Annotated in this window: 7 protein-coding genes; 4 read left to right on the top strand and 3 right to left on the bottom strand. The window is 46.3% G+C overall.

The features are described from left to right. Nucleotides 1-2 precede the first annotated feature (2 nt). Nucleotides 3-4,121, bottom strand: coding sequence for a YhdP family protein (locus FD961_RS07940; RefSeq protein WP_215393384.1), 4,119 nt, complete (start codon nt 4,119-4,121; stop codon nt 3-5). A 78-nt stretch (nt 4,122-4,199) separates the two neighbouring features. On the opposite strand from FD961_RS07940, the gene glnE reads away from it, so the two are divergent. Continuing rightward, on the top strand, nt 4,200-6,998 hold the full coding sequence (gene glnE, locus FD961_RS07935) for a bifunctional [glutamate--ammonia ligase]-adenylyl-L-tyrosine phosphorylase/[glutamate--ammonia-ligase] adenylyltransferase (protein WP_215393383.1): 2,799 nt from the start codon (nt 4,200-4,202) through the stop codon (nt 6,996-6,998). 6 nt (nt 6,999-7,004) lie between these two features. Here the strand turns inward: glnE and recN are convergent, their stop codons facing one another. Both recN and FD961_RS07925 read right to left on the bottom strand, forming a co-directional pair. Then, nucleotides 7,005-8,675 (bottom strand): DNA repair protein RecN, encoded by a 1,671-nt coding sequence (recN, locus tag FD961_RS07930; RefSeq protein ID WP_215393382.1) that lies wholly within the window; start codon nt 8,673-8,675, stop codon nt 7,005-7,007. Nucleotides 8,676-8,701: 26 nt separating this feature from the next. Next, nucleotides 8,702-9,607, bottom strand: coding sequence for an NAD kinase (locus tag FD961_RS07925; RefSeq protein WP_071466374.1), 906 nt, complete (start codon nt 9,605-9,607; stop codon nt 8,702-8,704). A gap of 37 nt (nt 9,608-9,644) precedes the next feature. Here FD961_RS07925 and hrcA point away from each other — a divergent pair, with 37 nt between their 5' ends. The 3 genes from hrcA to grpE all read left to right on the top strand — a co-directional run bounded on the left by hrcA (nt 9,645) and on the right by grpE (nt 12,402). Then, nucleotides 9,645-10,655, top strand: coding sequence for a heat-inducible transcriptional repressor HrcA (gene hrcA / locus FD961_RS07920; RefSeq protein WP_071466068.1), 1,011 nt, complete (start codon nt 9,645-9,647; stop codon nt 10,653-10,655). Between the two features lie 40 nt (nt 10,656-10,695). Beyond that, nucleotides 10,696-11,787: a ferrochelatase gene (gene hemH, locus FD961_RS07915; protein WP_215393381.1), complete on the top strand. Its 1,092-nt coding sequence runs from the start codon at nt 10,696-10,698 to the stop codon at nt 11,785-11,787. A 66-nt stretch (nt 11,788-11,853) separates the two neighbouring features. After that, nucleotides 11,854-12,402 (top strand): nucleotide exchange factor GrpE, encoded by a 549-nt coding sequence (gene grpE, locus FD961_RS07910; protein ID WP_215393380.1) that lies wholly within the window; start codon nt 11,854-11,856, stop codon nt 12,400-12,402. The last annotated feature ends 53 nt before the right edge of the window (nt 12,403-12,455 follow it).

Raw genomic sequence — 12,455 nt, 5'->3', positions numbered from 1 at the left:
ATCTAGTTGGTGGTTTGTGCGTCGCTACCCGAATTGTTTGGGGTGCTATTAGAGCTGGGCTTACTTTGCTCCATGAGCAGCTCTTTTTTTCGAATGGAGTCAAAAGTTTGAGTATCAATCGGTTGACCTTTTTGATCCAATGGAATGACCTCTGGGTTATCCCATGAGCCCTGCACTAAATAATCGGATTGAAAGCTACGGTTAATCTGACTCGTAAGGAGGTACTGACCAACTAGGGCACCCAGACCCACGATGGGGTTGATTGCAAATGCAGCAAGCGATCCTGCAGTCGCATCAATTGTCGGAAAAATAGTGATGCGCAAATCCTGTGTTTGCTTTGAAAGATTGATTTGCCCAGTCATTGCAACACGCGCTTGATCTAAATTCATATTGAATTGTTTGGCTTGTGCAACACCGTTACTAATATCAAAGTTGCTTGTAATCGAATTAAAAGGTGTGCCCTTAGTAACGATATTGCCAAGGCCACCTTGGATATCTAGAGTGGCAAATCTAAATAAGCTTTGCAGACTCAGTACGTCTAATATTTTTGCGCTGCTAGTATTGACTTCCAACAGCCTTCCTTTTTCAAGATTAAGGCTTGCCTTGCCGGAGAGGGTTTCATATTGCGGATTAAATGGTGAGCCATCCCATTCCACATTGGCACTAACTTTGCCGTGTCCACCCTCAATGGATTTTTGTGATGTCCAATGTGCAATGATCTGACCGGCATCTTTGACATCCATATCGATGTTCAGAGTACTGTGTTCGGCTTCATTCTTAGTGCCCCCATTCCACTGACCATTAATTTGGCTGGAACCTTGAGGATTATCAGTCTGTATCGAATCAATTTTTAGCGTGTTATCGCTGGTTCTGGTTTTAATTTTGATCTGGCCAAGTCGCGCCTTACTCCAGCTCAGATCGTCAATGGAGATATCTAAGCTCGGAATAGAGTCGGGGGTAAATGTTGCTTGGTTTGATGAGCCTGGTTTTGTGGGTAGGTTTGCAATAACATCCGGAATTTTGAGTTTAGTAAGGCGTCCACTGATCAGGCCACTTGCGTTGTTTTTATTAGCCGCTTGGTATTGAAATTGGCCGGATGCCTGGAGAGATCCAAGCATTACATCCCAAACATTTTTTTTGTTATTTGCTGATAGGTTCACGTCCTGCCACAGTCGATCAAATAAAGTGAGCTTCTTAACCTGCGCTGTGATTTGAATGTTTCCAGTATTGGATTCAGCTTCTTGTGTGCGTGAAGGTGATTTAGCTCCCAAAAAATCTCGCCAAGCATCTAGGTTGAGTTCACTGCTTACTAAATTGAGGTTGAAGCCTTGCTGTGGCAAATTAGGTGGGGCGCCGATTCCAAGGCTATAGCGCAATTCATCATCGCGGCTCAGGACTCCTTGTGTGGAATAAAGTTCACCAATCTTGCCAGACCAACTTGCGCGATTAGCATTATTTTTTTCGCTAGAAAATGTTTTTATATTTACTTCGCCTGTCATTGCGGCGCCTGCTAATTTCTTAACTGGTGCTGGGGCGTTGATAGACCAATCCCGAAGATCAAAGCGAAGGTTTGAATCGCTGCCAAGCTTATTAAAGCTAATGGTGCCATCGTATTTGATGGTGCCATTCATAGCATTGAGCATGGCATTTGGCTGTGAACGTGAGGAGTTGGCAAGATAGGCCTTTAGAAAGCTAGCCTGGATGTCCCCGGCGATATTGAAATTTTGTTTATTGCTATTTTTGTCATTGCTAGAAATTTTGACCGAACCACCCAGGAAATTTGCAGAAACATCTTCGAACTCTGGGTTACTTTCGGTAATGCGGATGTTTCCTTTGAGATTTTCAAATGGAGGGAAGTCACCCCATTCAGCACGGTTACCCGGGAGCGTTAATTTCAGATCAATATTGGTATCGGCGGATCCAGATAGGGGAACTTTTAAACCAATGCCCAGATCAATGGGCCCAGTAACACGTAGGCTTTGCGCAATCTTGTCTTGTTTTTTTCCGCTTGGTGAAGCATAAAAATACTCCAGTAGTTCTGGTGCCTGGCCTTGGGCCTTGCCAGTTACGGATAGCGTTAATTGATTAGCGCTGACATTGGGAATTTCTGCATGAAAGCCGCTCAGCGCCACCTGCTTGTAGCTTGCGGTCGGAATATCTACTGCAAAACTAGAATTGCTCATGGCGACAGTGCCATTTACATTGGTAAAGGTGGACCAGGTTCCTTGATTGCTTGGTAAGAGCGGTACTGGAGTAAACGCTGCGCTAGAGATTGGAAGATTTAAGCTGAACTCACCTTGTTGTTTATCAGGGAACGGTACTTGATTGGGATCTCCTTTGATATGCAGAGTGCCATTTTGAATAGTGCCAGCATTAAACGCCTTGCTTAAATACACTCTCGCATCTTTGCCCATACCAACAGGTAAATAGCGATATGCTGTTTTTGCATTGGCATGTAGGAACTGCATATCTAAGGCCATAAAGTCAGCCTCTTTCGGTGTACCAATAATGTAGTTAAGACTCAAATTGGTATTGATTTCAGGATTACTTAGGGAGAGTTTGTTGGTGTTAACGACCCAGCGCCCTCTTTTTTTGGCCCAGCTAATCTGCCCGCTTGCACGGTCAAGTTGAATCTTCGGATCTTCGAGGAAGTCATTAATTTCTAATCCAAGGTCTTTGGAGTTGAGGGAGAAGCTTCCCTCACTTTGGCTGCTGGAAATAAAGCCGGACAGATTCGATACCGAGGGCATCGACTTATTGACGCCAATAAAGCTCAAATTAATCAGTTTGGCGCTCACTGTGAAATCCAGTTTATTGGACTTGAACCATCCTCCAGGAATATTCAGGGCTGAAAGAGCGGATTTACTTTCTGACCAGTGGATATCAACATTCTCCAAATCGCCCTCAGCTTGAGCAGCCTTGATCCATTGATGCACTTTTTTAGAGAGCGGTAGGTTCAGTGCAAATAAGGTTGCATCATCTATTGAAATCTTGGGTGAAGAAAATCCGAATTCTTTAATCTCTCCATCAGCTGCGGGAGGGCGCCAGCGAAAGGTCATCGGACTTAATTTTTCCAGTGGCGCAGATTTTGGGCTGTCCATATCGCGCCAAGCAAATGTTTTCGTTGAGATTGCGATCAAGCCATCATTTGTTTCTTGTACGAGATTAGCTTCGAGCCTACCTAGTGCAATTGCATCTTCACTTTTTGCGGATTGAACAACCAGGTTATCGACTGCAACATAAAATTCACCACCATCAGGCTGGGCATTATCAATTTTGAGATTGCCATTCGAGCTCAACACACCTTCAAGTGTATGAATGCCAAGATTGAACTCTTTGGATACTTGATTTAGGTCTAGGTCCGCTAAATTCCACGAGATCGTACCAATCCAGTCACGCCAGTTTCCTGCTTGCCCACCTAAGTGTGGGACAAAGTTTACTTTGACTTCAGTTGGTCCTTTTGTCCATGGGGTAATGGCGATGAGCGAGCCATCATGTCTACGAATGCCATTGGTGAGGTCTAAATTGAGCACCTCAATCGATGTAATGGCTTTCTTATTCTGCTGATCATTCCAAAAAAGTTTAACCTTTTTTGCCTCAATACTGTCCTGTGCAAACAACCAATTTTCAGCAGAGTAATCGCTTGAGTTACCGTCCAGAGGAATGCCTGCTACTGAGATGGCACCCTTAGTATTGCGTTGCGCATAAATTTCTGCGCCTTCGAAATGAATCTCATGGAAATAAGGAGCTAAGTGATAGAAAGAGTTCCAGCTGAGTTCGCCATATATCTTTTCTATGGAGAGCAGGGCTTTCGTTTTGTTGGGACTGTTAAAACGCAAACCATTCATTTCAAATGCTGGCCTAATGCCCGTCCAAGAAACCTTCAGATCATCAATCGTGACATCTATTCCTGTGCGGGTGCTGATGAGTTTTTCAACGGATGCCTTAGATTTTTGAATTTGGGGCCAAAGCACATATCGCACCCCAAGATGCCCAATGACAAAGAGCGCCAACACAACTCCACCCAAAATCAGGGCGCGCTTACGCCAATTCCTACCCAAACCTGGAGGACGTTTTGCAAGCACGCTCTTAAGGCGAGGTGGAATGATGTTTTGCAGCATGACCTCTATTATCCGTCAGGCTCTGTACGATCGGCAATCATCTCTTGATCGACTTTTAGTCGGGATTAAGATGGGGGGATGGATGAATTTTCAAGGCAAATCGAGTTTTTAGAGCGACACTCCAATTATGCAAGGCGTTGGCTTCATGCCAAGCCGGAATGGCTTGATTGGCTCAGATCCCATGGGCAGCAAAAAATTGATTTAGCTGGGATTAAGGGCCTTCTTGATCCCTGCCGGATTGATGTCTTGAGCGAGGGGCATGATGAGGCGCAATTTATGTCTGATTTGCGCTTGGCTCGTCAGCGTCTAATGCTATGGCTGGCCTTTCGTGATCTAAACGGCATGGCCAGTCTGGAAGAGGTTACTCATAGTCTTAGTCACTTTGCGCAACTGGCTACCACGGACTCTATTGCATTTATCCGCAGAGATTTGCAAAGTCGCTTTGGATTACCTTGGAGTAGCTCAAGCAATACTGAAATGCCACTCATGGTAGTTGGCATGGGGAAGCTAGGTGGTTTTGAGTTGAACCTGTCTTCCGATATAGATTTGATATTTCTCTATGAGCATGAGGGTGAAACGCGAGGAGGTCCCAAAACCTTATCGAATCATGAGTGGTTTACACGCATGGGTCAGCGTTTAATCAAAATGCTATCTGAGCATGATGCCAATGGGTTTGTGTTTAGGGTGGATATGCGTTTGCGCCCCAATGGTGATTCTGGTCCTTTGGTTTGCAGTCTCGATATGCTCGAAGAGTACTTGCTCGTACAGGGTAGGGAGTGGGAGCGTTACGCTTGGATTAAGGGCAGGCTTATTGCGCCATTACCCGGATCGCATGACTATGCCCATTGTGAAAAATCTCTAGACCAAATCATTCGACCATTTGTCTATCGCCGGCATTTAGATTACGGTGTTATCGCCTCTATTCGTGATCTACATGCGCAAATTCAGCGTGAAGCGGAGAAGCGTTCTGCTGGTCATCAAGGCCGCTCCCATGATATTAAGTTGGGACGTGGCGGTATTCGGGAGATTGAGTTTTTAGCGCAAATGGTTCAGTTGATGCGCGGTGGTACCGACCCTCGTTTTAGAGTGCGCCCAAGTTTAGAAGTGCTCAATCTGATTGGGCGGCGTCGCATCATGCCTTTACCAGAGGTAGAAGCGCTCAGTGACGCCTATATTTTTCTACGACGTCTTGAACACCGTATTCAGGTTTGGGATGATCAGCAAACGCATTACCTCCCTGATGATTCTGCTGTTCGACTGCGCTTAGCTGAAGCTATGGGCTTCACAGATGATGCGAGTTTTCTTGCCCAGTTGGAGCGGCACCAAAATAATGTTGCACGTTTATTTGAAAAAGCATTTTTATTGGACGATGAGGAAAGGCTTGACCTTGCACCGCAGGATTGGATGCCAGATGAAAAGTATTTTCCTCAATCTCTGCTTCGATGGCAGACCTGGATTGCTAGCCCTAAAGCAAGGCAGCTGCCAGAAAAAAGCCGCTTAATTTTTGATAATTTAATGCGTAGTGCCGCTGATATTTTGATGGCAGATCAAAGTCATTTGCCAACAGTAGATCAGACCCTATTGCGTTTTTTTGACTTACTGGAAGCAGTTGCACGACGTAGTGCCTATTTATCGATATTGGCTGAGTACCCCAAAGCTTTATTTAATGTGCTGGCTTTGTTAAAGGCATCACAGTGGGGCGCGCAATACCTTACGCTGCATCCTCATCTATTGGATTATTTATTGAACTCTCATGCAGAGAGAGCGCTGATTGATCGCCCTGAGGATTATTGGCGTGAAGTAAGGGCCAACCTAAATGTGCGTTTAGACGATGTCATGGCTGAGGGCGATGCCTCAGAGCAGGCCATGGATATCTTAAGGGTCACCCACCATACAGAGACCTTTATTACGCTGCTAGCTGATTTAGGAATCGGGGTAGAGCAAGCCCTTTCTGTTGAAAAGGTGAGTGATCACTTATCGGCTTTGGCTGATTTGATGTTGCAGGTTACCTTTGAGCGAGTCTGGCCTACGGTAGCTAAGAAATATGACTTACCGTTTGACACTACCCCATCCTTTGCAATCATCGCCTACGGTAAGTTGGGTGGCAAGGAATTAGGTTACTCCTCTGATTTGGATTTGGTGTTTTTATATCAAGCCAATGAAAACGATCATGCTGCTCAAGAAATATATGCGCTCTTGGCGAAGCGCATGATTAATTGGTTGACTGCTTTTACTGCAACGGGTAGTTTGTTTGAGGTTGACACCAGACTTCGCCCCAATGGATCAGCAGGCTTTTTGGTTACTAATGCAGAGGCATTTAGAAAGTATCAATTGCGCCAAGGCGATAACGCCGCTTGGGTTTGGGAGCATCAAGCCTTAACGCGCGCCCGCTTTGCTGCTGGCAATCTTGCGGTAGGCGCTCAGTTTGATATTGTCAGATCAGAAGTACTAAGTCAGAAGCGCAATATTGACCAATTGCGATCTGAAATTTTGGAGATGCGCCGTAAGGTACATGAAGGCCATCCGAATCTGGGCGAGAGCTTTGATTTAAAGCATGATGCTGGCGGCATGGTTGATATTGAATTTATTGTTCAATTTTTAGTCTTGGCTTATGCACATCAATACCCACAATTGATTGGTAATCTTGGCAATATTGCTCTTTTGAGGATTGCTGGTGAAGCAGGCTTAATTCAAGCGCTTGCCGCTCAAAAGGTTGGAGATGCTTATCGCTTATTAAGGGCGCATCAACACCGCTTACGTTTGGATGGCGCAGAAAAGACGCGCATTCATTTGGAGGATGAGTCTGAACTGCTTAGGGCTCGAGATGATGTTTTGCTGCTTTGGCAAGACATCTTTAGGGCACCATCGGGCATTTAAATGAATTTAATGTTGTTCTAGTAACTCGCGTGCATGTCGTCGAGTGGTGTCAGTGATGGTTGCCCCACCGAGCATTCTGGCAACTTCCTCGACCCGCTCAATTCTGCCCAAAGGCTGAACTTGTGAAACTGTCTTATCCCCATTTTGAGATTTGCTCACTTTGAGATGGTGATTGCCCTGTGCGGCAACTTGCGGAAGATGGGTAACGCATAGAATTTGATGTGTCTGACCCAGTTGATGCAAGAGCTTGCCAACCGTTTCGGCAACAGCCCCGCCAATGCCGGCATCAACCTCATCAAATATGAGAGTCGGCGTAAAGGAAGCCTTACTAGTAATGACGCTAATGGCAAGGCTGATACGAGCAAGTTCACCGCCGGAGGCTACTTTCGCTAATGATCGCGGTGTGCTACCTGCGTGACCTGCTACCAAAAACTCAATTTGTTCTAGGCCGTGTGATCCACCTTCCTGTAGTGGTGTGAGGGCAATTTCTAAGCGACCACCAGCCATAGATAAATCTTGCATAGCATCGGTTACCAGCTGACCAAGTTCGGTTGCAGCTTTGCTGCGCTTCTGTGAGAGTTGCTTTGCTAACTTAAGAAAGTTTGCTTCTTCTTGATTTACTTTTTCTCTCAGGGCATCAATATTCTGTGATGCAGTTAATGCCTCTAAGCGCTCAGCAGTCTCAATAAGTAAATTCGGGAGCTCATCAGTTTCAGTGCGATATTTTCTGGAGGCGCCATGCAAGGCCTGCATCCGCTCTTCAACTTGCTCAAGTCTGGCCGGATCCAAATCAATTTTTTGTAGATAGCGATTGAGTCCATGAATGGCCTCATCCAGTTGAATTTGCGCACTCTCCAGAGATTCGCTAATACTAACTAATGCAGGATCATGTTCAGCTAATGCGCCGATATTACCGCTGACTTTGGATAGTGAGGACTCTAGAGAATTATCGGCATCACTTAAGATTTCAATGGCTTCTTGGCATCCACCAATGAGTTTGGCTCCATTGGCCAATCTTGCATGCTCACTTTGAATATTTGCCCACTCACCTTCTTGAGGAGAGAGCTCTGTTAATTCTTCTAGTTGCCACTGTAGACGTTCACGTTCACGCTCGACATCTTGCCCCGCATTTTCTGCTTGCTGTAAGCGACGACGCGATTCACTTAGGGTTTTGAATGCGAATCCTACTTCTGTAGAGAGCGGTAACAAACCTGCATGACGATCCAAAAGTTCGCGTTGCGCGCCACCCTTCAAAAGTAGTTGGTGCGCATGTTGCCCGTGAATATCAACTAGCTGATCACCAGCCTCACGTAGCTGCGCTAATGTTGCAACGCTGCCATTGATAAAAGAACGACTTCTACCGCTACTTTCAACCGTTCGTTTGAGTAATAGGCTTTGACCATCATCTTCCACGGGAAAGCCCTGATCATCTAGCCATTGGCTAAAGGACTGAATGAGTTCTGGATCAATCCGAAAGAGGGCGGAGATCTCGGCGCGATTAGCACCTTCTCGAATTTGACTGCTATCTGCGCGCTCGCCCAGCACAAGACTTAGGGCATCTAGCAAAATAGATTTGCCGGCACCAGTTTCTCCAGTGAGAACCGTAAAGCCACTTGCAAAGTCGAGCTCAAGTTGGTCAACAATGACAAAGTCACGAAGTGAGATGGTTTGAAGCATGTATTAGCGTAGCAAAGAACTCGACATCAGAATGTCGACGGGTATTCATTCCAATGCAACTTCTCGCGCAAAGTTTTGTAGTCACTATGATTGCTCGGGTGCAAAAGAGCAATCGTTTTATCAGATTGACGCACTTCAACCTTGTCACCACTTTGCAGATTAGTTTGCGACTGCATATCAAAGTTGACAATCACTTCCAGTCCATTAATTACCTCGATTACCGTAAGACTATCTTGGGGCAAGACAATCGGGCGATTGGAGAGTGAGTGCGGCGCAATCGGTACTAGCAAAATCCCAGCAACGTGTGGATGCAAGATGGGCCCACCAGCCGATAAGGCGTAGGCGGTAGATCCTGTCGGAGTAGAGACAATCAAACCATCCGAACGCTGGTTGTACATAAAGGAGCCATTGACGCGAACTGCTAGCTCAACCATTCCAGAAATACCAGAGCGATTTACGACCACATCATTGAGTGCTAAGGCGCGATTAATTTCCTTACCATCGCGCAGCACGACAGCGTCGAGCAGAGTTCTGGTATCGGCTTCATATTCACCGGCGATGATTTTTGGCAAAGTCTCTTTGACAGATTGAATTGGAATGTCGGTCATGTAACCAAGACGACCCATATTGATACCAACTAGGGGAACATTGCTACCTGCTAATTGGCGAGCAATACCTAACATGGTGCCGTCACCGCCCAACACCACTACCAGATCAATGGCTCCAGCAAAGTCTTGGGCCGTTTTAGTGGGGTAGTCACTTAAGCCCAGATGAGCGGCAGTACCAGCCTCAATAAAGACCTCGCAACCCAATCCGGAGACCAATTTGGCTAGATCCTGAAGGTGCTCCTCGATGCCGTCTGTCTGCAGTTTGCCGACGAGCGCCACCCGGCTAAAAGCCTTCTTGGAGGAATTTGGGGATGGGCTTAACATATAACGATTAAACCATAGGCATAAAATCCCTTCCAACATGGATGAACGTTCCCGCGCTTTACTTAAAACCCTCATCGAGCGCTATATCGAGGAGGGTCAGCCTATTGGCTCGCGTACGCTATCGAGATTCTCAGGTTTAGACCTCTCAGCCGCCACTATTCGCAATGTCATGGCTGATTTAGAGGACATGGGCCTAGTTACTAGCCCCCACACCTCTGCTGGCCGTATTCCAACCCCTAGGGGGTATCGCCTCTTCGTTGACACCATGGTGACTGTCCGTCCCTTGGAGGCAATGGCGGCTCGTGAAGTTGAAAAGGGACTCTTGCCAGATTCTCCACAGCGGGTGCTGAATTCAGCGGCTCAGATTTTGTCCAATCTCACCCATTTCGCCGGTGTCGTGATGACCCCAAAGCGTGCCCAAGTGTTTAAGCATATCGAGTTTCTGCGTTTGGGTGAGGGCAAGATTTTGCTCATTATGGTCACTCCAGAGGGTGATGTGCAAAACCGCATTTTGCCGACCACTCAAGATTACACGCCCAGTCAATTAATTGAGGCGGGTAATTACATTAACGCCCAGTTTGCTGGAAAAAGTTTTGAGCAAGTACGCTTGCATCTCAAATCGGATTTAGATAATTTACGTGCAGACATTTCTGGCTTGATGGCTTTAGCATTGCAGAGTGGTGTTGCTGATTACGACATGAGTCGGGGTGACATGGTGCTTTCCGGTGAACGGCGCTTACTTAATGTCGGTGATTTAAGTTCTAACCTTGATAAGTTGCGCAAGATGTTTGATATGTTGGAGCAAAAATCAGTTCTGATGCAATTACTTGATGTATCGAGTCATGCTGATGGTATTCAGATCTTTATTGGCGGAGAGAGTGATCTCTTGCCTTACGAAGATTTAGCGGTAATCAGCGCCCCATATAGTGTTGATGGGCAGATCGTAGGAACCCTAGGGGTGATTGGCCCAACCCGTATGGCTTATGACAGGGTGATACCAATTGTCGATATCACCTCTAAATTATTATCGGGCGCGTTAAGCTCCTGAGCTTTGAACTGAATACTATTTTTAACTAGAGACACTTATTTTGAATCAGAATCCACACTTACGCGCTTCCAAAACGGCAGTATTGTTATTGAATTTAGGCACGCCATCTGCTCCAACACCAAAAGCAGTGCGAGCTTACTTAAAAGAATTTCTCTCCGATCCGCGAGTCGTAGAAATTCCACGCTTTATTTGGTGGATGATTTTGAACGGAATTATTCTGCCGATTCGCAGTGGCGCTTCTGCTAAAAAATACGCTTCTATTTGGTTGCCACAATTAGGCTCACCACTCATGCATTACTCGCGTTTACAGGCGAAGGAGTTGGGCGAGAAATTTGCCAATGAGGGCCATACTATTTTGGTCGATTTGGCGATGCGCTATGGCAAGCCCTCGACCCAAGAGGCCCTGGAAGACCTGAAGGCCCAAGGAATGGAGCGCTTGCTGCTATTACCCCTATACCCACAATACTCAGCCACTACTAGCGCCTCAAGCTTTGATGAAGTCTTTCGCGTACTCGGCACTTGGCGCGATCAACCTGAGTTGCGTCTGGTGAAGCACTATCACGACAATGCTGCCTACATTGCTGCTTTACGTGATCAGGTGCTTAGTAGTTGGGATAAAGATGGACGCCCAGATTTTGCACGTGGCGATCGTTTTGTGATGTCTTTCCATGGGTTGCCAAAACGCAATTTAATGAAGGGCGACCCATACCATTGTGAGTGTTTAAAAACAGGACGCTTGCTGGGTGAATCTCTGGGATTAGAGCCAGGGCAGTATCTAGTAACTTTTCAATCTCGTTTTGGAAAAGCCGAATGGTTGAAGCCGTATACCGCACCAACTATTGAAAAATTAGCGAAGGAAGGTTGTCAGCGAGTCGATATTTTCTGCCCTGGATTTCCGGCGGATTGTCTTGAAACACTGGAAGAGATTGCTATGGAAGCCAGAGAAGACTTCTTGGCACATGGTGGAAAAGACTACCGTTATATTCCTTGCATGAACAGTAACCCTAAGTGGATAGAGGCTCTGAGCGATATTGTCTATCAGCATTTATTGGGCTGGTCTTTGGGTACAGAGTCTGCAGAAGAGCTTGCTAAGCGGAACGAAAGAGCCGAGCAAGCGAAGAACAGGTCTTGAAATTGAATACACTGACCCCACATAGCAAAGTAATAGCCTCAACTACAGAAAAGTGAATTAGCGTCCATGACACAAGAAAATCAAAACCCAACACCAGAGCAGGAGAACCCTGCGGCTGATCCAGTTGTTGAGACTGCAGCAGAAACTCCTGCGGTAAAAACACCTGAACAAGAGATCGCTGAACTCAATCAGAAGGTATCCGACTTACAAGACAACTTCCTGCGCGCCAAAGCTGAAGGTGAAAATATCCGTCGCCGTGCAGTTGAAGATATTGCGAAGGCCCATAAGTTTGCGATTGAAAGTTTCGCTGAGCACTTAGTGCCAGTAACTGACAGTTTGTATGCGGCCTTGAGTACAGACGCAGGCGATGCTAAGGCCTTTAAAGAAGGTCTGGAAATCACCTTAAAGCAGCTTTTATCTGCTTTTGAAAAGGGTCGGATGACAGAAATTAACCCTGCGGTGGGGGATAAATTTGATCCGCACCATCACCAGGCTATTGCCTCAGTTCCATCTGAGCAAGAGGCTAATACCGTAGTTTCAGTGCTTCAGCGGGGTTACACCGTGGCAGATCGGGTTCTCAGACCTGCTTTGGTGACCGTTAGCGCCCCGAAATAAGCCCAAAAGAGGGTTTAAATCCCGAATAAAGCATAAAAAGAGCAGATTTCTGC

The organism is Polynucleobacter sp. TSB-Sco08W16 (genome assembly GCF_018687455.1).
GTDB lineage: Bacteria > Pseudomonadota > Gammaproteobacteria > Burkholderiales > Burkholderiaceae > Polynucleobacter.
The sequence above is the reverse complement of the archived record's forward strand: the minus strand, read 5'-3'. Positions and strand labels throughout refer to the sequence as shown.

Bases quoted from the DNA above. Each gene is read 5' to 3' on its own strand.
- FD961_RS07940 (WP_215393384.1), bottom strand. From the start codon at position 4,121: ATGCTGCAAAACATCATTCCACCTCGCCTTAAGAGCGTGCTTGCAAAA.
- recN (WP_215393382.1), bottom strand. From the start codon at position 8,675: ATGCTTCAAACCATCTCACTTCGTGACTTTGTCATTGTTGACCAACTT.
- FD961_RS07925 (WP_071466374.1), bottom strand. From the start codon at position 9,607: ATGTTAAGCCCATCCCCAAATTCCTCCAAGAAGGCTTTTAGCCGGGTG.
- hrcA (WP_071466068.1), top strand. From the start codon at position 9,645: ATGGATGAACGTTCCCGCGCTTTACTTAAAACCCTCATCGAGCGCTAT.
- glnE (WP_215393383.1), top strand. From the start codon at position 4,200: ATGGATGAATTTTCAAGGCAAATCGAGTTTTTAGAGCGACACTCCAAT.
- grpE (WP_215393380.1), top strand. From the start codon at position 11,854: ATGACACAAGAAAATCAAAACCCAACACCAGAGCAGGAGAACCCTGCG.